Origin of the sequence: Sphingomonas sp. PP-F2F-A104-K0414, assembly GCF_004340945.1 — a bacterium.
Taxonomy (GTDB): Bacteria; Pseudomonadota; Alphaproteobacteria; order Sphingomonadales; family Sphingomonadaceae; genus Sphingomonas.
The window spans coordinates 173,546-193,488 of sequence record NZ_SLYD01000002.1 but is presented as its reverse complement, the minus strand read 5'-3'; the positions used below and the strand labels follow the sequence as shown (position 1 = coordinate 193,488).

The window sequence follows — 19,943 nt, the reverse complement described above, 5'->3', positions numbered from 1 at the left end:
CTTTCGCCTTGGAAGCGTGAGACTTGGCCGAAGCGTCGCCCTTGGCCGAAGCCGGGCGCCCACCCCTCGGTCCCCTCCCGCTTGCGGGAGGGGAGGGAGGCAGGGTTTCGGTAGCGCCTAGCGCCTCATCGGGAGGGTTCCGCATGTGCGTCCTCCTGCGCCGGAGTCTTCGCTGCGTCGCGGTCGACCAGTAACTGCCCGCCCGCGCCGTAATTCTCGGTCGAGACCTCTTCGATCACGATCTGCACCGCAGCCGGGTTCTTTCCCAGCCGCTGCACGAGCGACTGGGTGACGTCGGCGACGATGCCGGACTTCTGGTCCTTGGTGGCGGACCCCGAGATGCGGATGCTGACGAAGGGCATCAGGCCTTGTCGCCCTCGCTCTTCGTGTCGGTCTTGTCCGCCGCGTCTTCAACCGAAGCGTCGTCCGCCGAAACGTCCTCAGCAACGGCTTCGTCGGCCGTCGTCTCTTCAGTCGCAGCATCCTCGACCACGGCGTCATCAGCCGAAGCCTCTTCCACCGGAGTTTCGTCCGCCTCGACTTCGTCAGCCGAAGCCTCGGGAGCCTCGTCCTCGAACCAGTGCGCGCGAGCGGCCATGATGATCTCGTTGCCCTGCTCGTCGCTCAGGCCGTACTCCGCGAGAATTCCGCCCTTCGGCTCGGGCCGCTTCGGCGCGTCCTCGTTGCGACGACGCGGCTCGACGCGCTTCTTCTCGACCAGTTCGTCGGTCGCGAGATCGGCGAGATCGTCGAGCGTCTTGATGCCCGCCTTGCCAAGCGTGACCAGCATCGCCTCGTTCAGATACGGCATGCCGGCCAGCGCGTCCTCGACGCCGAGCGCGGTACGCTCTTCGCGGCTCGCGGCGTCGCGACGCTCCAAAGCCTCGGTCGCGCGGTTCTGCAACTCGCCCGCGAGGTCCTCGTCGAAGCCCTCGATGCCGGCGATTTCCTCGACCTCGACATAGGCGACCTCTTCGAGGTTGGTGAACCCTTCGGCCACCAGCAGCTGTGCGAGCGTCTCGTCGACGTCGAGCTCCTTCTCGAACATCGCCGAGCGCTCGACGAAGTCCTTCTGGCGCTTCTCCGACGCATCGGCCTCGGTGAGAATGTCGATCGCCTTGCCGGTCAGCTGCGATGCAAGCCGCACGTTCTGGCCACGACGGCCGATCGCGAGGCTGAGCTGGTCGTCGGGAACGACCACTTCGATACGCTCTTCTTCCTCGTCGATCACGACGCGGCTGACCGAGGCCGGCTGCAACGCGTTGACGACGAAGGTCGCGATGTCGGGTGACCAGGGGATGATGTCGATCTTCTCGCCCTGCATTTCCTGGACGACGGCCTGGACGCGCGAGCCCTTCATGCCGACGCATGCGCCGACCGGATCGATGCTCGAATCATGCGAGATGACGCCGATCTTCGCGCGCGAACCGGGATCGCGGGCCGCGGCCTTGATCTCGATGATGCCGTCGTAGATCTCGGGCACTTCCTGCGCGAACAGCTTCTTCATGAAGTCGGGATGCGCGCGGCTGAGGAAGATCTGCGGCCCACGGTTCTCGCGGCGGACGTTGAGGATCAGCGAACGGATACGGTCGTTGACGCGCACCACTTCGCGCGGGATCTGCGCGTCGCGGCGGATCACGCCCTCGGCGCGACCCAGGTCGACGACGACATGGCCGAACTCGACGCGCTTGACGACGCCGGTGATGATCTCGCCCGCGCGGTCCTTATACTCTTCGAACTGGCGCTCGCGCTCGGCGTCGCGCACCTTCTGGAAGATAACCTGCTTGGCGGCCTGCGCAGCGATACGGCCGAACTCGATCGGGGGCAGCGGATCGACGATGAAGTCGCCGAGTGCGGCGTCCTTCTGGAGCTTCTGCGCGCCCTTGACGTCGACCTGCTTGAAATAATCGTCGACCGCCTCGACCACTTCGACGACGCGCCACAAGCGCAGATCGCCGGTGTTCGGATCGAGCTTGGCGCGGATGTCGTTCTCGGCGCCGTAGCGCGAGCGGGCGGCGCGCTGGATCGCGTCCTCCATCGCCTCGATCACGATCGCCTTGTCGATCATCTTCTCCGACGCGACCGAATTCGCGATCGCGATCAGTTCCGCGCGGTTTGCGGTGACTGCCGTGGCCATCAATGCTGTCCTTCTTCGGTGTCGGCCTCGTGAGCATCGGGCTCATCGGTGGGCGTATCTTGATAGAAAACCTCGTCCGCGCCTTCGGTCGAAAGCGGCGCGGTCGCGGCGATGAGACGGTCGGTCATGACGAGCTTGGCGTCGGCGACCTGCGAAAAGTCGATCGTCATGAGCTTGTGCTTGTTGACGTCGACGGTGATCTTGGTCCCCTCGACGCCCATCAGGTTACCCGAGATCTGCTTGCGATCCTCGAACGGCTCGACGAGGCGGATGCGTGCCTCCTGGCCTTCCCAGTCTGCGAAATCCTGGAGCCGGGTCAGCGGACGATCGATACCGGGGCTCGATACTTCGAGACGATACGCGTCCTCGCCGACCGGGTCCTTGCCCTCGGCTTCGAGCGCATCGAACTTGTCCGAGATCCGGCGCGACAGCTCGGCGCAATCCTCGATCACCAGCTGGCGGGTGTCGGGGCGCTCGGCCATCACCTGCAAGGTCGGATCGGACTTGCCGCCCTGCATGCGCACGCGCACGAGGCTGAGGCCGAGCGCCGTCGCCTCGGGTTCGATCAGGTCGGTCAGCAGGGCGATATTCGCCATCGAAATTCCAAACAGGGCCAAAGCACAGGTGATTGCCGCCGCGGAGCAAGCCCCGCAGCCTCTTCATCTGGCGATGTAGAGAAGTGATGCCTCTATACGCGGGGTGGCGCTGCTCCGCAAGACGCGCATGCTGTCGGAGCAACCTTCGTCGAGGGCGCTTCGTTGGTACGGTGATTTCCGGGAGAAAATCATGATTCGTCGTTCGCTGTTCGCCACCGGTCTCATGGCCACCACGCTGCTCGCCTCGACCGCCTGCTCCGCGCAGACCGCCACCGGGGCCAAGCCGTTCAAAGAGACGGTGATCGCCGACTTCGACTCGCCCTGGGCGATGACGGTCCTCCCAGACAAGCGCATGCTGGTGACTGAGAAGAAGGGCCAGATGCTGCTCGTCTCCGCCGACGGAAAGCAACGCCAGACGGTCGCCACGATAACGGTCGATTCGGCAGGGCAGGGCGGGCTGATGGACGTCGTCCTCGCCCCCGACTTCGCGGCCAGCCAGCGGGTCTATTTCAGCTATTCGGCAGCAGGAGAGGGCGGCAAGGGCGTCGTCCTCGCCCGCGGTCGCCTGCGTCCGAACGGCGGGGGCGGCGAGCGCCTCGGCGAAATCGAAACGCTGTTCAGCGCCCGACCATTCGTGGAGGGCAACGGCCATTACTCCGGCCGCATCGCCTTCTCCCCCGACGGCAAATATCTGTTTTTCACTAACGGCGAACGCCAGAAATTCACCCCGGCGCAGGACCCCAAGGTCACGCTCGGCAAGGTCGTCCGCCTGACCATCGACGGCAAGCCCGCCCCCGGCAATCCGCTCGCGGCCAAGGGCTTCGTACCCGAAATCTGGAGCTACGGCCACCGCAACCTGCTCGGCATCGCGTTCGACGCGCAGGGCAATCTCTGGGAGCAGGAGATGGGGCCCAAGGGCGGCGACGAGGTTAACCTCATCAAGCCCGGCCTCAACTACGGCTGGCCGAACGCATCGAACGGCAGCAACTACGACGGCACCGATATTCCCGATCACAAGCCCGGCGACGGATATGAGCCGCCCAAGGTGTTCTGGAACCCGGTGATCTCGCCCGGCGGCCTGATGATCTATTCGGGCGCGATGTTCCCGCAGTGGAAGGGCGACGCGTTCATCGGCGGCCTGTCCTCGAAGTCGCTGGTCCGCGTCGACCTGAACGGCACCAACGCGGCAAAAGGCGACCAATGGGACATGGGGGCAAGAATCCGCGAAGTAGAACAAGGCCCCGACGGCGCGATCTGGCTGCTGGAAGACGGCGGCGAATCGCAAGGCCGCCTGATCAAACTGACTGTGAAGTAAGCCACAACGCCATCCCCCTCCCGCAAGCGGGAGGGGCTAGGGGTGGGCACGCGCTCACTTCGATTGCTGACGGTTCAGTATGCCGCGCCATCATCGCACCGTCAGCCAACGCCGAAACCGCGAGCCCACCCCTCGGTCCCCTCCCGCAAGCGGAAGGGGAGCAGAAGCGGCTAGTCGCGCACAATCAGATAATTCATCCGCGCGGCGGCAATCGGCTTCTCCCGCTCGTCCTGCCAAGCCGTCGCCTCGACATTAGCCACCCGGTTCCCCAACCGCGTCACAACCCCAGCCGCCCGCGTAGGCTTATCCCGACCACCCCGCATGAAATCGACCGTAACGTTCACCGGCTTGATCCGCGCGTCGGCACCACCCTCAGCCTCCAACGCATGCTGCAAAGCCGCAATCGCCGCCATCTCTAGCAACCCCGAGATCGCCCCCCCATGCAAAAACCCTGGCCGTCCCAGCACATCATCCGCAAACGGCATCAGCAATACCGGTGGCGCCCCATCCTCAGCTTCGACCGAAACGCGAAGGATCTCCGCATAAGGCGGCAAGCCGATCGTCATGCCTCGATCCTTCTGTTGAGACCCATGCCGGCAACATCGCCCACCACCATGAACGTCCCCGCGACATGCGCCAGCGGATCGCTCGGATCGCCGTCATGCGCTTGGCCCCGCACGAACGCGATCGATCGCGTGATCCGGTAGCATTCGCCGCGCCCGATCACCGTCTTCCCCGGCGTCGCCGGCCGCAGATAATCGACCCGCAGGTCGAGCGTCGCATGCGGCACGAACGCATTGCGCTTGATCCAGATCGCGAGGCTCGTCGCCATGTCCATCATCGTGATGATCGGCCCCGACGCGATCACGCCGCTCGCCGGATCGCCGATCAGCCGTTCGTCATAGGGCAGCGCCAGTTCCGCCCAGTCGTCGCCATGCGCATGATAGCGCATCCCCAGCGCGGCGCCGTGCCCGCCGAACCCGCGCGTCGCAAACCATTGTGGATCAAAACCAGCCATGCGCGGAGCCTCTACACGCCGTGTGAACGCGCGCAACATTGCGGGCGCGCGCGGGGCCGGTTAGCGTTCCCGCAAAGATCGAGAGGATCGCCAGAATGAATGACCGGGTCACAATAAGCGTCGCCGACGGCATCGCCGACGTCCGCCTCAACCGCTCCGACAAGATGAACGCGATCGACCCCGCGATGTTCGAAGGCATCGCCGCCGCGATCGATCGCCTCAAGGGCATGGCCGAAGTCCGCTGCGTCGTCCTCTCGGGCGAAGGCAAGGCGTTCTGCGCCGGACTCGACATGGCCTCGATGGCGAGCGGCGGCTCGGGGCTGGCGTTGGGCGACCGCACCGAGGAGGGTGCGAACCTTCCCCAGCAGGTCGCGTGGGGCTGGCGCACGCTACCGATGCCGGTGATCGCTGCAGTCCACGGCGTCGCGTTCGGCGGCGGGTTCCAGATCATGTCCGGCGCCGACATCCGCATCGCGCATCCGGGCGCTCGCTTCGCAATCCGCGAGACCTATTGGGGTCTGGTGCCGGACATGGCCGGAATCGCCCTCTGGCGCACGCTGGCCCGCGACGACGTGCTGCGCGAACTGACCTACACCGCACGCGAGTTCGACGGTGCGGAAGCGTTGCGGCATGGCTTCGTCACGCGCCTGTCCGAAGACCCGCTCGGCGAAGCGATGATGCTCGCCCGCGAGATTGCAGCGAGGAACCCCCACGCGATCCAGGGCTCGAAGCGCCTCTACAACCTCGCCGCCGACGCCGACGCGACCGCGATCCTCCACGCCGAAACCGAAGAACAGCTAAAGGTCATCCGCACGCCCAACCAGATTGAACAGGTCCGCGCCATCATGGAAAAGCGGGCAGCGGTGTTTGCCGACTGAACCCTTCCGCTCGGATGTAAGGGGAGCAGGATGAAGAGGAGAGTGCGCGCTACTCACCCTATCTTCCAACCACCCCGGCGAAGGCCGGGGCCCAGTTGGGGGACGATGATGGTGTAAGACGGTGCTTCGTTACAACGACCTTTCCAACTGGGCCCCGGCCTTCGCCGGGGTGGTGCAGTTAGGTGCGGTTAGGTGCGGTGCGGGGGTATCGGGGCGATGAACTTTGCTATCCCGCCCCTACTTCGCCACCTTGTCATACGGCGTGAATTCCCGAAACCGGCAATAGCCCGACGGAATCGACATGCCCGCCGACACCGTCCGAAACCGATCGTTCCGACACAACTGCCCGCCATAAACGTCCACAATCAGCGTATCGAACGGCCGCAGCGAAGGGCATTCCCCAACCGGCCCGGTCTTCCAGACCCGCTTCCCCGATTGACGGTACAGGATCGTCTGCGAATCGACGATCTCCGGCCCGTTAAGCTGCTGAAGATCGATGCACCGCACCGGCGCACCCGCGATCCGCCCCTCCAGCGGGTCCGATCGGCCGGCAAGAAGAAGAGGCAGCGCCAAGGCCGCGAGAAGCAGCGCGCGCATCATGGCTTCCGATACGGCACGAAGTCGCCGAAGCTGCAGCTCCCGGTCGGAAAGCGCGACGTCTGGTCGAACGTCTGCGCGATATCGCCGCGGCATAGCTGCCCGCTCGGCGTCCGCGTCACCAGAATATCACCCCGCGCAATCCCCTCGCACCCGCCGACGGTATCGCTGCGATACACCAGCCCGCGGTTGACCCGGTACAGGATCGTCGCGCCGTAGCCCGAACTCTGCTTTTGCGGAAACTGGTTGATGCACGTCTCGGGTTTGCCCGGCACCAGCCCGGCGAGTTCCTTCGCCAGCTTCTCCTGCACACCCGCCTCGCGCACCTGCGCGCGCTCGACATCCGCCTGGGTCTGCGTACACGCGCCAAGCAGTAAAGCCGGCAGCATCAACAGTGGCAGGGTCCGCATCCGCATCGCAACGCTCCTCAAAATCCCCGCCGCCCTCATACGCCTTTTACCCGCGAAAATCATCCTTCGCCGCACGATACGCGGCAAGCTGCTCGACAGATGTCGCCCGCAAGAACGGATTGGTCGCGCGCTCGAGCCCGATCGTCGTCGGTACCGTGGGCTCACCCTCGGCGCGCGCCGCATCCACCTCGACCATACGCGCGACGATGTCGGCATTGTCCGGCTCGGCAACCAGCGCATACCGCCCGTTGCTCTGCGTATATTCATGCCCGCAGAACACCTCGGTCTCGTCCGGCAGCACCGCGTAGCGCTGCATGTTCGCGAACATGTCGGCCGGCGTCCCCTCGAACAGCCGCCCACACCCCATTGCGAACAGCGTATCCCCGGTGAAGATCGCCGCGTCGTCGGCAAAGTGGAACGCGATATGCCCCTGCGTATGCCCGGGCACCGTCATCACGGTCGCCTCATGCGCGCCCAGCCGGACGACATCGCCTTCGCCAACCTGCTCGTCGAGCGTCGGTATCTTGTCCGCCTCCGCCGCCGGGCCGAAGATCGTCGCGCCATACGCCTTCATCTCGGCATTGCCGCCGGTATGATCGGGATGCCAGTGCGTCGTCCACACCCGGTCGATCCGCCAATCGCGCTTCTTGGCGGCGGCGATCACCGGCCCCGCCTCGCCCGGATCGACCACTACCGTCTCGCCCGAGACGGTGTCGTGGATCAACCAGGCGTAATTGTCGGAAAGCACCGGCACACGGACGATATCGAGCATCAGCGTGTCACCACTTGCCGGTGTTCGGCATCGACGCCCAAGGCTCGGCGGGATCGAGCGCGCCGTCCGCCTGCAACAGCTCGATCGAGATGTTGTCGGGGGTCCGAACGAACGCCATGTGGCCATCGCGCGGCGGACGATTGATCGTCACGCCAGCATCGTGGAGCCGCTGACACGTGTCGTAGATATTGTCGACGCGGTAGGCGAGATGGCCGAAATTACGCCCCTCGCCATAGTCTTCCGGATCCCAATTGTGCGTCAGCTCGACCTCGGCGCCCTCGTCGCCCGGCACCGACAGGAAGATCAGCGTGAACCGACCTTTCTCGTTCTCCATGCGCCGGACCTCCTTCAGCCCGAGCAGTTCGAAGAACGCGATCGTCTTCGCCGGGTCGCTCACGCGGATCATCGTGTGGAGGTATTTCATGCTTGCTCCGAGGGTTGTTCGGAGCAGCAGATAGGGATGGGGGCCGTGGGGGGAAAGGGCCGCAAGTGATGGAGGGCATAAAGCCACCACCCCGGCGAAGGCCGGGGCCTAGGTGGGGGACGTTGCTAATTGAGGACGGCGCTTCGTTACAACCACCTTTCCAACTGGGCCCCGGCCTCCGCCGGGGTGGTGGCGCTAGCGGCCGATCGGAGCGCCGCTGTTCGGAGCGCTGGGCCGAGGAGCGCTGCCTGGCGCGTCGAACTGCCGCAACGCCGTGACCGCGCTCCGGCCCACCGGCGTATCCGGCGCCAGCCGCGCCGCCTGTCCCCAGGCCTCCCGCGCCGCGGTCTCGTCGCCGGCCATCGCCGCGATGTTCCCCGCCTCCAGCTGCACCGAAGCATCGTCCGCCGACCGCTTCAGCGCCTCGCCGATGTCCTTCTTCGCCCGCACTGGGTTCCCCTCGCGCCGCGCCAAGGTCGCGGACAACAGCCACGCCAGCGGATCGTCCGCTGCATTGGTCAGCGCCAGATCGATATCGGTCCGCGCCGATTCCAGATCGCCGGTCGCCACCAGCGCGCGCGCATGATCGAGCTGCGCCTCACCCAGCGGCAATCCGGTCAACGTTCCCGCCGTCAGCGCCGAATCCAGCGCTGTGCGCGCCTTGGCTGGCTGCGCGGCGGCAAGCCACGCATTCCCGGCCTGCGCCCAATAATTTCCCGACCGTGCGTCCTTGGCGATCTGCGCCTCGCGCGCCGCGTCCTCGAACTCGCCGGCCGCCGACGGCCAGTTCTTCTCGGCCGCAAACGCGATCCCCGCACATTCCCGCGCGAAATATCGGCCCCCCGAAATTCGCCAGCGCCCCGCTTCCGCGTGTGCCGCGGCCGGATCGGTGCCCGCCAGCGCGACGCACCGACGGAAGCGACCCTCCTGGACGTCTGCCGGACCGGCCTGCGACACACTTGCCTTGGCGGAAGGCCCCTGGATCGGGGCGACGGCGAGAAGCAGGGTAAGGATCATAGCGCGGCGATCACATCCTCGACCGCCCGGATGATGAGAGTAATGTCGCTATCGCGCGACAGGCGGTGGTCGCCGTCCTTGACCAGCCATGTCTGCACATCGGCTGAACGCAACAGCTCGGCCAGCCGCGCGGTCCGCTGCCACGGCACGTCCGGATCGCGCTGGCCCTGGACCAGTCGGACCGGACCATCGAACGCGATCTCGCCGAACATCAGCCGGTTCGCCTCGCCCGACGACCAGAAGGCGCGGGTGTAGACAGTCGGCGCCGGGCCATAGGGGTTCTTCCGCTCGATCCGCCCGTTGCTCAGCAACGCCATCTTCTCGTCGGTGGTGAAGCCCCAGTCGGTGAAGTCGGGCGCGGGCGCAACGCCGACCAGTCCCTTGACCAGGTCAGGGCGCATCTTCGCCGCGAGCAGCATCAGCCAACCGCCCATCGACGATCCGACGAGGATCGCGGACTCCTCCACAAGAGCATCGATCATCGCCAGCACGTCGTCGCGCCAGTCGACCAGGGTCTGGTCCTCGAACGCGCCCTCGCTGTGCCCGCAGCCGCCATAGTCGAACCGCAGGAAGGCGCGGCCCTCGGACTTCGCCCAGGCCTCCAGCGTCACCGCCTTGGTCCCCATCATGTCCGACGCATAGCCCGACAGGAACACGATCGTCGGCCCGGTACCGGGGCTGTGGTGATAGGCGAGGCGAGGGCGCTCCTTGGCGGGAGGCGTCTCGGCGGGGGTGGCGGCGGCGGGGGCGATATCGGTCATGCCGCCATCCTTAGCCGCGCGTCACGGACGGAGAAAGTCGTCCAATGCAGCCTGGAACGCGACAGGCTGATCGAGCATCACGAAATGCGCCGCATCGCCGATATCGACGAAGGTGACGTGCGGCGCGCTGGCATAGGCCTTCCGATAGAGTGCGTCGGCAACCGGCTTTGTCGGCCCCACCGCGTTCCACGGATAGACCAGCGTGATCGGCGCCGCGATCGACGCCATTTCCGGGCGAAGGTCGGTGGTCAGATCCTCGTACATCGCCTGCGCCGAGACGCGCGCATCCGCCTTGGCCGCCCACTCGGCAACGGTCGTCCGCGACGCGGGCTTCAGCGCCATGCGCGCGGCAAGCGCTTCGTTCGCCGCCACGTTTGCCGGCTTGCCGTACGCGGCGGCCATGCCCGCGCGCATCGCCTTGGCCTGCGGTTCGAGCGCCGCCACGGTGGCACCGGGCGCAAAGATTTCGCCGATATACGGGAGCGAATCGACGATCATCAGCTTACCGACCGCGTCCGGGTGAGTCTTGGCGAGCATCAGCGCGACCAGGCCGCCCATCGAGTGGCCGACGATGGCGGGCTTGTCGAGCTTCGACTGGGTGATCAGGGTGTGGAGATCGGCGACGATCCCGTCGAGAATACCGGGCGACAGGTTCGCGCGCGGATCGTCGCCGCCGAAGCCGTTGACCTGCACGACATACACTCGATGCGTCTTGGCGAGCGTTGGCACGACGCCGTCCCACACCGCGCGCGGCGAGGAGAGGCCGGGAATGAGGATCACCGGCGTGCCCTTGCCGACCGTCTGAACCGAGCCGACCGTCTGAACCGAGATGTGCGGCATCGTCGTTTCGACTGACGCCTGCGCTTTGCCGGGGGCAGCCTGCGCATGGCTCGCGCCTGGATGCAAAACGATCATCAGCGTGACGGCGGTGGCGGCAAGCCGAGCTTTGAGATGCGAAATCATGTCACAGGCTCCTTCGACGGGCTGGTGAAGATATCCTCGATGGCGAGGTCGAACAGTTCGGCGATCTTGAATGCGAGCGGCAGCGACGGGTCATAGCGCCCCGTCTCGATCGCATTGACGCTCTGCCGCGAGACTTCGAGGCGCTCGGCCAAGTCGCCCTGGCTCCAGTCGCGCTCGGCACGCAAAACTTTCAAGCGGTTCTTCATGCTTCGCGGCGCATCGTCACGATATTATAGCCCCAGCCGATCCACAGCCCGGCGAACCACAGCACCGCCGCGTAATAAGCGGGGATGTGCGGCACCAGCCCGAAGCCTTCGAGAAATCCCCATGCGGTCATGACGCTCAGCATGAACCCGCTCGCGACCAGCGACTGGCGGATCATCAGCATACGCAGATATTCGTCGGTCTCCTCGACGATATAGCGGCCGAGCACGAGGAAGATGCCGATCAGCGGCAGGGCCGGCAGCAGCGCCGCGACATAGGCGATCGGTCCGTGCACCGAGCCATGTACGAACAGATAGATCGTCGCGAACAACAAGGCTGCGTAGACGAGACTGAGCAGCATGACGCGGCGGTTGTAACGGCGGATGGCGGGATTCGTGAGCATGGAAAGCGTCCTTTCGAATCAGTAAAGGAGGCTTGTCACTGGTAGTTTCAGGAGTCAATGACGCTTTACAGGCCATCTCGATCCTCCCCCGCCAGGGGGAGGTGGCATCGAAGATGACGGAGGGGGAGGACACGGAATCGAGGTTGGCGCTGGCCTCCCCATCCGTCTGTCAAACGCCAGCCACCTCCCCCTTGCGGGGGTGGATCATTGGGGCGACCTCGCGCCGCGTGTCAGATGATGAATTCGACCGTCTTCATCTGCGTCTGATCCGCCGCGACCGCGCCGCGCTTCTCGACCATCTGGCGGTGCAGGTCGGCGACCGTGTCGCTGCCGCGCGTCTTGCACAGCGCCGGCACGACCGCATGGACCAGCGCGCCGAGCCCGCCCTTGATCATCGTTAGCCCGAAGCGTCCGGCGACGCCGAAATGCTCGGCATAGCTCTCGCCGACGGTGGCGGGGTGGTCGAGGAACAGGCGGCGGAACATCGGCAGTCTCCTGCTTGCTCTATATCAGGCGGCAGCCAAGGCGTCGACTATGCCCGCCGCCAGCACGCTCAGCGTGTCGTCGCGTGCGCCCATCACGACGATCCGGTCGCCCGGCCGCGCCTCGGCCACCAGCGCGGCGGCCGCCTCCGCGCGGTCGGCGACGTGCCGCGCGTCACGACTGCCCTCGACGATCTGCGCGACGATGTCGGCGCTAGTGACTTCCCGCGCGACCGTGCCACCATAATAGGCGGGGTCGGGAAGCACGAGCACGTCGTCCTCCGCCATCCGCTCGACGAATGTGGCGACGAGTTCGCGGCCCATCACCTTCAGCGGGCCATAGCCATGCGGCTGGAAGAATAGCAGCAGCCGACCGGGAAACGCGTGGAGCGTGTCGAGCGTCGCGGCGATCTTGTCCGGGTTGTGCCCGAAATCGTCGATCACCGAGACCCCGCCCGCCTCGCCGACCAGATCGAAGCGCCTGCGCAGGCCCGTGAACCCTGCGATCGCCTTCACCGCATCGGCGAGCGACACATCCGCCGCCATCGCCGCGCCGATCGCGGCGAGCGCGTTCGACACGTTATGCCGTCCCGGCACCGCGAGCTTCACCGGCGTCCGCACCCCGCGCGAGACGAGATCGAAGCGGATCGCGAACGGTTGGGGCTTGAGGTTCTCGGCCCGCAGATCGGCCGACGCGTCGATCGCGAACGTCGTGACCTGACCGCGCGGCAGCCGTGCGGCGAGCGCGGCGGCGTCGGGATCGTTGGCGTTCACCACCGCCGTCTCGGCCTTCGCGATGAAGTCCCCGAACAGCACGCGCAGTTCCTCCAGCGACTTGTGGTCGAGGCTGACATTGTTGAGCACCGCGATCTTCGGCGCATAGCCTGCAATCGAGCCATCGCTCTCGTCGACCTCGCTGACGAACGCCTCGCCCTCTCCGACCAACGCGCTGGCGAACGGCGCGTCCGGCGTGGCAAAGTTCTTCATCACCGCGCCGTTCATTACGGTCGGATCGCGTCCTACGGCGTGCAGGATCCAGCCGATCATGCCCGTGACAGTCGACTTCCCGCTCGTCCCGGCGACCCCGATCGGCAACCGGCTGTCGTTGAACAGCGACGCCAGCATCGCCGCACGGGTCGAGCGTGTGCAGCCAAGCGCATCCGCCGCGATCATGTCAGGCACGCTCGCCTCGATCGCCGCGGAGGCAATGACGAGCTGGTCTGCCGAGACGATCCCGCTGCCGTCCTGCGGGAACAGCGCGACGCCCTTCGCCGCGAGGTCGTCGAACTTGGCGGGCACGCGGCCCTGGTCGAGGCTGCGGTCCGAACCGGCGACGGTCGCGCCGCGCCCCGCGAGGATCATCGCGAGCGGCATCATGCCCGAGCCACCGATGCCGACGAAGAAACAGGGTTTGCTGATATCCATGACGTCGCGATATGGGCGGTTTGGTAACGGGGCAAGGTCGGGAACACGAACAATGCGCATCGGTGTCCTCGCCGCGTCGAGCCGGACCAATCCCGCGGCAATTGCCAAGATGACCGCTTACGCGGCGACTGCGTTTCCTGAGGTCGAACTCGTCTTCCACCCGCAATGCCTGGAGACCGACGGCCATTTCGCTGGCTCCGACTTTCGCCGCGCGGCGGCGTTTCTCGAATACGCCAACGATCCGGCATTCGACGCGCTCTGGTTCCTGCGCGGCGGCTACGGCGCCAACCGCATCCTCGCGATGGTCATGCCCGAACTCGGCCGCGCCGCGCGCCACAAGACGTATCTCGGCTATTCCGATGTCGGCTTCCTCCTCGGCGCACTCTATGCCCGCAGGATTGGCCGACCGGTGCACGGGCCGATGGTCAGCGACATCAACCGCCACGACGGCGAGGCGACGGTCGCGCGGTCGCTCGGCTGGATGGTGCGCGGCGATCGCGAGGGACTTGAGCCTGGGCTGGATGGGCGTCCTTCAGCGGCGTTCAACCTCAGCATCCTGACCTCGCTGATCGGCACACCGTGGCTGCCCGATCTCACCGATCACGTCCTGATCGTCGAGGAGGTGTCGGAGCCGATGTACGCGATCGACCGCATGCTCTTCAAAGTCGCAAACGCCACGCAGTTGAAGGGTATCGCGGGGTTGCGGCTCGGCGCGGTGACCGCGGTGCAGGAGAACGATCCGCCATGGGGCGAAACGCTGGATTACATGATGGTCCGCTGGTCGCGTGACATGGGCGTGCCGTATCTCGGGCGGGCGGAGATCGGCCACACGCAGGCGAACCGCGTGGTGCCGTTCGGGGTGGTTTGAGAGGGTCTGGCTAGCGGGGGCTGCGAGGGCAGCGAGGAAGTCCCGTCCGTGCCCGGCTTCGACCGTCATCCCCCCGACCGTCAACCCCGCCCGACCGTCAACCCCGCCCGACCGTCCCACCCCCTCTACCGTCACCCCAGCGAAAGCTGGGGTATCCCCGTTGGCGTATGTCGCGGCTCGAACCGGGAGATCCCAGCTTTCGCTGGGATGACGGAGGGGCTGAGCGAGAACGCCGAGCGCTGGCGTTTCACCTCGCCGTCGGATCGATCACCTGCATCCCCCCGAACCGCATCTTCGGCTGGCCCGGCAGCGTATAGCTCCCCGCCGCCTGCTCCACAGCCCAGGCGCGCAAATTCGCCGCCACCTCCACTCGCTGCAAGCGATCCCGCTCGCCCATGAACACCACCAGATCCTCGCGCCGGTTGCAGTGGCGCGGGTCGGCGGTCGCGCACGGCGAATACAGGATCGCCAGCGCCACGATCTTTCCGGCCGGATCGAGCACCGCTGCGCCCTTCTCAGGACAACTATGCGCCCGGCACGCGGTGAAGCGGTACAGCGCCCCGATCCGGGTCGGTTCGTCGGGCGGCCCATGCAGGACCTCGATCTGCTGATCCGCGACATCGCCGTTCGCATAAAGATACGACGCCTTGCGCTTGCCGATGAACCGCCGGACTGACGCCGTGAACGCTGGCGCCGTGATCAGCTGGTTCGTATCGCGGCACGCCGCCAACCGCGTTGGCGCGCAGGTCGCAGCAGGGCCCGCAGCAGGCGCGGCAGCGGCGGACAGCATCATCAGCAGACCCAGCATCGGCACTCTCCCAAAACGCCCAGGCACTCCCCAATCCGGCGCATGTCCGTCTGGAGTAGCCCTGTGCGCGTATCACCTTATATACACGACGTGCGCGGATCGGTCCGCGCACGTCATCCCGAGAGAAAGTCTCCCATGTCCGCAATGTTCCGAATCACGCTCCCCGACGGTTCCGTCCGCGAGGTTGCGCCCGGGACTACCCCCGCGGATGTCGCCGCCGCGATCGGCCCTGGCCTCGCCAAGGCCGCGCTCGCCGCACGCATCGACGGGCAGGTGCGCGATCTCAACCGGCCGTTCGAGGGCGATACCGCGCTCGCGCTGGTGACCGCGCGCGACGAGGCGGATGCGCTCGAACTCGTCCGCCACGATCTCGCGCACGTCATGGCAGAGGCGGTCCAGCACCTGTTCCCCGGCACGCAGATCACCTTCGGTCCCGCAACCGATGACGGCTTCTATTACGACTTCGCCCCCAAGGATCGTCCCTTCACCGACGAGGACCTTCCCGCGATCGAAGCCGAGATGCGCGCGATCATCGCCCGGAACGAGCCGTTCCTGCGCGAGGTCTGGTCGCGCCAGCAGTTGATCGATCGCTGGACGCAGCAGGGTGAGAGCTTCAAGGCCGAATGGGCCGCCGAACTGCCTGAGGGCGAGGAACTGACGATCTACCGCCAGGGCGAGTGGCTCGACATGTGCCGCGGCCCGCACATGGCCTCGACCGGCAAGCTCGACCCCGCCGCGTTCAAGCTGACTCGTGTGTCGGGTGCGTATTGGCGCGGCGACCAGAAGAACGCGATGATGTCACGCATCTACGGTACCGGCTGGCTCAACAAGAAGCAGCTCGACGCGCATCTGCTGCGGATCGAGGAAGCGGCCAAGCGCGACCACCGCCGCATCGCGCAGGAAATGGACCTGTTCCATCTCCAGTCCGAAGCGCAGGGCTCGGTGTTCTGGCATCCCAAGGGCTGGGTGATGTGGCGTCAGCTCGAGGCGTATATGCGCCGCAAGCTCGACGCCGCGGGCTATGCCGAGATCAAGACGCCGCAGCTGATGGATGCCAAGCTGTGGGAGGCGTCGGGCCATTGGGGCAAGTTCCGCGAGAACATGTTCGTGGTCCCCGACGAGGTGCCCGGGATCGATCCGAACGCCCCCGTGCTGACCGGCAAGGGCGACCTGATGGCGCTCAAGCCGATGAATTGCCCGGCGCACGTCCAAGTCTTCCGCCAGGGGATCAAGTCGTACCGCGACCTGCCGCTGCGGCTCGCCGAGTTCGGCTGCTGCCACCGCAACGAGCCGCACGGCGCGCTGCACGGCATCATGCGCGTTCGCCAGTTCACGCAGGACGACGCGCACATCTTCTGCACACCCGAGCAGATCGTCGCCGAGACGCGCGCGTTCTGTGAACTGCTTGACGCGGTGTACCGCGACCTGGGCTTTGCCGATTACATGGTGAAGCTCGCGTTGCGCCCCGACAATCGCGCCGGCGATGACGCGCTGTGGGACCGTGCCGAGGGCGATCTCCGCGAGGCGCTGAGGCTCGCCGGCTTGATGGAAGACCGCTTCCAGTTCGAGGAGCTGCCGGGTGAGGGCGCGTTCTACGGTCCGAAGCTCGAATTCCACCTGACCGACGCGATCGGCCGGACGTGGCAGTGCGGGACGTTGCAGCTCGATTACGTGCTGCCCGAGCGACTCGACGCCTCGTACGTTGGCGCGGACGGCGAGCGGCATCGTCCGGTGATGCTCCACCGCGCGATCCTCGGCACGTTCGAGCGCTTCCTCGGCATCCTGATCGAGCATCACGCCGGCCGCTTCCCGCTCTGGCTCGCACCGGTGCAGGCGGTCGTCGCGACGATCGTGTCGGATGCCGACGACTATGCGGTCGAGGTCGCGGCCAAGCTGAAGGCGGCGGGCATCCGCGTCGAAACCGATCTCCGCAACGAGAAGATCAACTACAAGGTGCGCGAGCACAGTCTGGCGAAGGTGCCGAACCTGCTGGTCGTCGGCAAGCGCGAGGCCGAGGAGGGCAAGGTCGCGCTGCGCACGCTCGGCAGCCAGGCTCAGACCATACTGACGCTCGACGAGGCGATCGCGCGTCTTGCGGACGAGGCCCGCGCACCCGATATGTGATCCAACGGGGCCGGCTTTCCGAGCGCGGGTTTCTGCGCTATACGCCGGCCCAAATATTGTCAGAAACTTCAGGAGCAAACCCCATACGTCCTCCCACGATGCGCCGGCCGATGCAGACGCCCGCAATGAACGGCCCGCGATTCAACGAATTCATCCAGAGCCAGAAGGTCCGCGTGATCGATCACGAGGGCGAGAATCTGGGCGTGATGTACACGCGCGAAGCGATCGAGCAGGCAGCCGAGCATGGCCTCGACCTGGTCGAAGTGTCGCCTAACGCTGATCCGCCCGTCGCCAAGTTCCTCGATGTCGGCAAGTTCAAGTACGAGGCGCAGAAGAAGGCGAACCTTGCACGCAAGTCGCAGAAGACGCAGGAGATCAAGGAGATCAAGATGCGTCCGAATATCGACGACCACGACTACGACACGAAGATGAAGAAGGTGAACGACTTCATAGGCGAGGGCGACAAGGTCAAGATTACGCTGCGGTTCCGCGGTCGCGAGCTCAGCCATGGCCAGCTCGGCATGAACCTGTTGAAGCGCGTTCAGGACGACGTCGCGGAGATCGCCAAGATCGAGGCGTACCCGCGCATGGAAGGTCGCCAGATGCTGATGGTGCTCGCACCGAAGTAAGGCTGCAACGCCACCGATCAGGGTGCGCAGGCTATGAGGCCGGTTCGACAGGGGTCGGACCGGCCTTTTTCGTGTCTGCATCGCTCCCGGACATCCGGGCGGTAGCGGAAGCGCCACTCAGCCCCTAGATTCCAGTCGATGTCCGCTCCCAATTCCCCCGACCGTTTCAACGAAGACAAATCCACCTTCGCCGTCCGCGGCGGCGGGGAGGCGCCCGATCTCGCGGCGGGCGTGGCCGCGATCCGCAACGTGCTCGACACGCTGCCGATCCGCCCCGGCGTCTACCGCATGCAGGATGCACGCGGCGACGTGCTGTACGTCGGCAAGGCGCGCGCGCTGCGGAACCGCGTCGCCAACTACGTCCAGGTCGAGCGGCTGACCAAGCGCCTTCAGCGGATGGTGTCGCAGACCCGGTCGATGACGATCGTCACGACCAACAACGAGGCCGAAGCGCTGCTGCTCGAATCGCAGCTTATCAAGCGGTATCGCCCCGCGTACAACGTGTTGCTGCGCGACGATAAGAGCTTCCCGTTCATCCTCCTGCGCGACGACCATGCCTTCCCGCGCGTCCAGAAACACCGCGGCGCGCGGCGCGCGAAGGGCAATTACTACGGCCCGTTCGCCAGCGCCGGGTCGGTCAACAACACGCTCAACGCGCTCCAGAAGCTGTTCCTCCTGCGCAGTTGCACCGACAGCTTCTTCAAGACCCGCGACCGGCCGTGCCTGTTGTATCAGATCAAGCGCTGCTCCGCGCCGTGCGTCGGCCGAATTGACGAGGCCGCGTACCGGGAACTGACCGAGGATGCGAAGGCGTTCCTCGGCGGCAAGTCGACCGGCGTGCAGGCCAAGCTCGGCGCGCAGATGCAGGCCGCCGCGGAGAACATGGACTTCGAACTCGCGGCTTTGCTCCGCGATCGTCTCCGCGCGCTCACCTTCATCCAGGGCACGCAGGCGATCAACGCGGAGGGCGTGGGCGACGCCGACATCTTCGCGATGGCGTGCAAGGACGGGCTGATCGGCATCCAGGCGTTCTTCATCCGCGGCGGCCAGAACTGGGGGCATCGCAGCTTCTTTCCGCAGCACACCAACGATGTCCCCGAGGATGAGGTGCTGACCAGCTTCCTTGGCCAGTTCTACGAGGACGTGCCGCCGCCCAAGCAGATCCTGCTCGACCGCGAATTGCCGGAGGGCGCGCTGCTGGTCGAGGCGTTGGGCGAACGCGCCGGCTACAAGGTCGCGATCCAGGTCCCGCAGCGCGGCGATCGCCGCCGCCTGATGGACCAGGCCACGCGCAACGCGGTCGAGGCGATCGAGCGCCGCCAGGCCGAATCGACGACGCAGGCGAAACTCTTGCGCGAAGTCGCCGACCTGTTCGATCTCCCGGAGCCGCCGCAGCGGATCGAGATCTACGACAACAGCCATATCCAGGGCACCGCGGCGACCGGCGCAATGGTCGTTGCCGGGCCTGAGGGCTTTCGGAAAGGCCAGTATCGAAAGTTCAACATCAAGAACAAGGATACCGCGCCGGGCGACGATTTCGCGATGATGCGCGAGGTCTTCACCCGCCGCTTCTCGCGCGCGCAGGCCGAAGACCCCGATCGTGACTCAGGCGACTGGCCGGATCTGGTGCTCATCGACGGCGGCAAGGGCCAGCTCAATACGGTCAAGGCCGCGCTCGAGGAGATCGGCGTCGAGGACGTGTGCCTGGTCGGCATCGCCAAGGGGCCCGAGCACGGCCGCGACGGCCGCGAGGTGTTCCACATGCTCGACGGCCGCGAGTTCCAGCTCCCCGTCAACGCGCCGGTCCTGTTCTACCTCCAGCGCCTCCGCGACGAGGTCCACCGCTTCGCGATCGGTGTCCACCGCGACAAGCGGAGCAAGGCGATCGGCGCCAGCCCGCTCGACGAGGTCCCCGGTATCGGTCCGGCGCGGAAGAAGGCGTTGCTGATGCACTTCGGCACCGGCCGCGCGGTCCGCAATGCCAGCTTGCAGGATCTGCAACAGGCGCCCGGCGTGTCCGCTGGCGTCGCGCAACAGGTGTATGATTTCTACCATTCGCGCTGATCGGTGGCCATCGGCGACGCTCGCGGCCTGCGATCGTAAGGAAACGAA

The 19,943-nt window shown here is 66.1% G+C and carries 23 protein-coding genes; 6 read left to right on the top strand and 17 right to left on the bottom strand.

What is annotated here, in order from left to right; genetic code table 11:
- Positions 1–125 precede the first annotated feature (125 nt).
- From C8J46_RS05125 to rimP, 3 genes are read right to left on the bottom strand one after another with little or no spacing between them, the layout of a single operon-like run.
- The gene (locus tag C8J46_RS05125) at positions 126–362 is read right to left on the bottom strand and encodes a 4-oxalocrotonate tautomerase family protein (protein ID WP_132735838.1); all 237 of its coding nucleotides are present in this window, start codon (positions 360–362) and stop codon (positions 126–128) included.
- Positions 362–2,137, bottom strand: a complete 1,776-nt coding sequence (gene nusA / locus C8J46_RS05120) for a transcription termination factor NusA (RefSeq protein ID WP_132735835.1) — start codon at positions 2,135–2,137, stop codon at positions 362–364. Before nusA ends, C8J46_RS05125 begins: the two co-directional genes overlap by 1 nt.
- The gene (gene rimP, locus C8J46_RS05115) at positions 2,137–2,733 is read right to left on the bottom strand and encodes a ribosome maturation protein RimP (protein ID WP_056065919.1); all 597 of its coding nucleotides are present in this window, start codon (positions 2,731–2,733) and stop codon (positions 2,137–2,139) included. The genes nusA and rimP overlap by 1 nt, the downstream gene beginning before the upstream one ends.
- A 223-nt stretch (positions 2,734–2,956) precedes the next feature.
- Between rimP and C8J46_RS05110 the strand changes: the two genes are divergently transcribed.
- A complete protein-coding gene (locus C8J46_RS05110) occupies positions 2,957–4,048 on the top strand; it encodes a PQQ-dependent sugar dehydrogenase (protein ID WP_243643259.1) in 1,092 nt (363 codons plus the stop codon).
- Positions 4,049–4,218: 170 nt separating this feature from the next.
- On the opposite strand, the gene C8J46_RS05105 is transcribed toward C8J46_RS05110, so the two are convergent.
- Complete coding sequence (locus tag C8J46_RS05105) at positions 4,219–4,614, bottom strand: PaaI family thioesterase (protein WP_056065922.1); 396 nt, start codon at positions 4,612–4,614, stop codon at positions 4,219–4,221.
- The gene (locus C8J46_RS05100) at positions 4,611–5,066 is read right to left on the bottom strand and encodes a PaaI family thioesterase (RefSeq protein WP_132735829.1); all 456 of its coding nucleotides are present in this window, start codon (positions 5,064–5,066) and stop codon (positions 4,611–4,613) included. Before C8J46_RS05100 ends, C8J46_RS05105 begins: the two co-directional genes overlap by 4 nt.
- Positions 5,067–5,161: 95 nt before the next feature.
- On the opposite strand from C8J46_RS05100, the gene C8J46_RS05095 reads away from it, so the two are divergent.
- Entirely contained in the window at positions 5,162–5,944 is a 783-nt protein-coding gene (locus C8J46_RS05095) for a crotonase/enoyl-CoA hydratase family protein (protein ID WP_132735826.1), read from the top strand.
- Between the two features lie 237 nt (positions 5,945–6,181).
- Here the strand turns inward: C8J46_RS05095 and C8J46_RS05090 are convergent, their stop codons facing one another.
- From C8J46_RS05090 to C8J46_RS05040, 11 genes are all read right to left on the bottom strand, one after another.
- Entirely contained in the window at positions 6,182–6,541 is a 360-nt protein-coding gene (locus C8J46_RS05090) for a hypothetical protein (protein ID WP_132735823.1), read from the bottom strand.
- Positions 6,541–6,957 carry a hypothetical protein gene (locus tag C8J46_RS05085; RefSeq protein ID WP_243643225.1) on the bottom strand — a complete coding sequence of 139 codons (417 nt, stop codon included), beginning with the start codon at positions 6,955–6,957 and terminating at the stop codon, positions 6,541–6,543. Before C8J46_RS05085 ends, C8J46_RS05090 begins: the two co-directional genes overlap by 1 nt.
- A gap of 40 nt (positions 6,958–6,997) precedes the next feature.
- Positions 6,998–7,723 (bottom strand): hydroxyacylglutathione hydrolase, encoded by a 726-nt coding sequence (gene gloB / locus C8J46_RS05080; RefSeq protein ID WP_132735820.1) that lies wholly within the window; start codon positions 7,721–7,723, stop codon positions 6,998–7,000.
- Between the two features lie 7 nt (positions 7,724–7,730).
- Positions 7,731–8,147, bottom strand: coding sequence for a VOC family protein (locus C8J46_RS05075; protein WP_132735817.1), 417 nt, complete (start codon positions 8,145–8,147; stop codon positions 7,731–7,733).
- 195 nt (positions 8,148–8,342) lie between these two features.
- The gene (locus C8J46_RS05070) at positions 8,343–9,164 is read right to left on the bottom strand and encodes a hypothetical protein (protein ID WP_132735814.1); all 822 of its coding nucleotides are present in this window, start codon (positions 9,162–9,164) and stop codon (positions 8,343–8,345) included.
- Positions 9,161–9,925, bottom strand: a complete 765-nt coding sequence (locus C8J46_RS05065; RefSeq protein WP_132735811.1) for an alpha/beta hydrolase — start codon at positions 9,923–9,925, stop codon at positions 9,161–9,163. Before C8J46_RS05065 ends, C8J46_RS05070 begins: the two co-directional genes overlap by 4 nt.
- Positions 9,926–9,946: 21 nt before the next feature.
- Positions 9,947–10,888, bottom strand: coding sequence for an alpha/beta hydrolase (locus C8J46_RS05060; protein WP_132735809.1), 942 nt, complete (start codon positions 10,886–10,888; stop codon positions 9,947–9,949).
- A complete protein-coding gene (locus tag C8J46_RS05055) occupies positions 10,885–11,094 on the bottom strand; it encodes a helix-turn-helix transcriptional regulator (RefSeq protein WP_132735806.1) in 210 nt (69 codons plus the stop codon). Before C8J46_RS05055 ends, C8J46_RS05060 begins: the two co-directional genes overlap by 4 nt.
- Entirely contained in the window at positions 11,091–11,495 is a 405-nt protein-coding gene (locus C8J46_RS05050; protein WP_132735803.1) for a hypothetical protein, read from the bottom strand. Before C8J46_RS05050 ends, C8J46_RS05055 begins: the two co-directional genes overlap by 4 nt.
- Before the next feature lie 230 nt (positions 11,496–11,725).
- Positions 11,726–11,980 (bottom strand): DUF6356 family protein, encoded by a 255-nt coding sequence (locus C8J46_RS05045; protein WP_132735800.1) that lies wholly within the window; start codon positions 11,978–11,980, stop codon positions 11,726–11,728.
- Positions 11,981–12,004: 24 nt separating this feature from the next.
- Positions 12,005–13,402: a Mur ligase family protein gene (locus tag C8J46_RS05040; protein WP_132735797.1), complete on the bottom strand. Its 1,398-nt coding sequence runs from the start codon at positions 13,400–13,402 to the stop codon at positions 12,005–12,007.
- A 52-nt stretch (positions 13,403–13,454) separates the two neighbouring features.
- On the opposite strand from C8J46_RS05040, the gene C8J46_RS05035 reads away from it, so the two are divergent.
- Complete coding sequence (locus tag C8J46_RS05035) at positions 13,455–14,270, top strand: LD-carboxypeptidase (protein ID WP_132735794.1); 816 nt, start codon at positions 13,455–13,457, stop codon at positions 14,268–14,270.
- Between the two features lie 247 nt (positions 14,271–14,517).
- On the opposite strand, the gene C8J46_RS05030 is transcribed toward C8J46_RS05035, so the two are convergent.
- Complete coding sequence (locus C8J46_RS05030) at positions 14,518–15,078, bottom strand: hypothetical protein (protein WP_132735791.1); 561 nt, start codon at positions 15,076–15,078, stop codon at positions 14,518–14,520.
- Between the two features lie 135 nt (positions 15,079–15,213).
- Between C8J46_RS05030 and thrS the strand changes: the two genes are divergently transcribed.
- The 3 genes from thrS (at position 15,214) to uvrC (ending at position 19,895) form a co-directional block, all read left to right on the top strand.
- Positions 15,214–17,202: a threonine--tRNA ligase gene (gene thrS / locus C8J46_RS05025; RefSeq protein WP_132735788.1), complete on the top strand. Its 1,989-nt coding sequence runs from the start codon at positions 15,214–15,216 to the stop codon at positions 17,200–17,202.
- Positions 17,203–17,300: 98 nt separating this feature from the next.
- Positions 17,301–17,831, top strand: a complete 531-nt coding sequence (gene infC / locus C8J46_RS05020; RefSeq protein ID WP_031396176.1) for a translation initiation factor IF-3 — start codon at positions 17,301–17,303, stop codon at positions 17,829–17,831.
- Between the two features lie 138 nt (positions 17,832–17,969).
- Positions 17,970–19,895, top strand: a complete 1,926-nt coding sequence (gene uvrC / locus C8J46_RS05015) for an excinuclease ABC subunit UvrC (RefSeq protein ID WP_132735786.1) — start codon at positions 17,970–17,972, stop codon at positions 19,893–19,895.
- The last annotated feature ends 48 nt before the right edge of the window (positions 19,896–19,943 follow it).

What these genes read in the sequence shown, in the direction of transcription:
- C8J46_RS05125 (WP_132735838.1), bottom strand. Translation starts at nt 362, where the DNA reads ATGCCCTTCGTCAGCATCCGCATCTCGGGGTCCGCCACCAAGGACCAG.
- nusA (WP_132735835.1), bottom strand. Translation starts at nt 2,137, where the DNA reads ATGGCCACGGCAGTCACCGCAAACCGCGCGGAACTGATCGCGATCGCG.
- rimP (WP_056065919.1), bottom strand. Translation starts at nt 2,733, where the DNA reads ATGGCGAATATCGCCCTGCTGACCGACCTGATCGAACCCGAGGCGACG.
- C8J46_RS05110 (WP_243643259.1), top strand. Translation starts at nt 2,957, where the DNA reads ATGGCCACCACGCTGCTCGCCTCGACCGCCTGCTCCGCGCAGACCGCC.
- C8J46_RS05105 (WP_056065922.1), bottom strand. Translation starts at nt 4,614, where the DNA reads ATGACGATCGGCTTGCCGCCTTATGCGGAGATCCTTCGCGTTTCGGTC.
- C8J46_RS05100 (WP_132735829.1), bottom strand. Translation starts at nt 5,066, where the DNA reads ATGGCTGGTTTTGATCCACAATGGTTTGCGACGCGCGGGTTCGGCGGG.
- C8J46_RS05095 (WP_132735826.1), top strand. Translation starts at nt 5,162, where the DNA reads ATGAATGACCGGGTCACAATAAGCGTCGCCGACGGCATCGCCGACGTC.
- C8J46_RS05090 (WP_132735823.1), bottom strand. Translation starts at nt 6,541, where the DNA reads ATGCGCGCGCTGCTTCTCGCGGCCTTGGCGCTGCCTCTTCTTCTTGCC.
- C8J46_RS05085 (WP_243643225.1), bottom strand. Translation starts at nt 6,957, where the DNA reads ATGCGGATGCGGACCCTGCCACTGTTGATGCTGCCGGCTTTACTGCTT.
- gloB (WP_132735820.1), bottom strand. Translation starts at nt 7,723, where the DNA reads ATGCTCGATATCGTCCGTGTGCCGGTGCTTTCCGACAATTACGCCTGG.
- C8J46_RS05075 (WP_132735817.1), bottom strand. Translation starts at nt 8,147, where the DNA reads ATGAAATACCTCCACACGATGATCCGCGTGAGCGACCCGGCGAAGACG.
- C8J46_RS05070 (WP_132735814.1), bottom strand. Translation starts at nt 9,164, where the DNA reads ATGATCCTTACCCTGCTTCTCGCCGTCGCCCCGATCCAGGGGCCTTCC.
- C8J46_RS05065 (WP_132735811.1), bottom strand. Translation starts at nt 9,925, where the DNA reads ATGACCGATATCGCCCCCGCCGCCGCCACCCCCGCCGAGACGCCTCCC.
- C8J46_RS05060 (WP_132735809.1), bottom strand. Translation starts at nt 10,888, where the DNA reads ATGATTTCGCATCTCAAAGCTCGGCTTGCCGCCACCGCCGTCACGCTG.
- C8J46_RS05055 (WP_132735806.1), bottom strand. Translation starts at nt 11,094, where the DNA reads ATGAAGAACCGCTTGAAAGTTTTGCGTGCCGAGCGCGACTGGAGCCAG.
- C8J46_RS05050 (WP_132735803.1), bottom strand. Translation starts at nt 11,495, where the DNA reads ATGCTCACGAATCCCGCCATCCGCCGTTACAACCGCCGCGTCATGCTG.
- C8J46_RS05045 (WP_132735800.1), bottom strand. Translation starts at nt 11,980, where the DNA reads ATGTTCCGCCGCCTGTTCCTCGACCACCCCGCCACCGTCGGCGAGAGC.
- C8J46_RS05040 (WP_132735797.1), bottom strand. Translation starts at nt 13,402, where the DNA reads ATGGATATCAGCAAACCCTGTTTCTTCGTCGGCATCGGTGGCTCGGGC.
- C8J46_RS05035 (WP_132735794.1), top strand. Translation starts at nt 13,455, where the DNA reads ATGCGCATCGGTGTCCTCGCCGCGTCGAGCCGGACCAATCCCGCGGCA.
- C8J46_RS05030 (WP_132735791.1), bottom strand. Translation starts at nt 15,078, where the DNA reads ATGCTGGGTCTGCTGATGATGCTGTCCGCCGCTGCCGCGCCTGCTGCG.
- thrS (WP_132735788.1), top strand. Translation starts at nt 15,214, where the DNA reads ATGTCCGCAATGTTCCGAATCACGCTCCCCGACGGTTCCGTCCGCGAG.
- infC (WP_031396176.1), top strand. Translation starts at nt 17,301, where the DNA reads ATGCGCCGGCCGATGCAGACGCCCGCAATGAACGGCCCGCGATTCAAC.
- uvrC (WP_132735786.1), top strand. Translation starts at nt 17,970, where the DNA reads ATGTCCGCTCCCAATTCCCCCGACCGTTTCAACGAAGACAAATCCACC.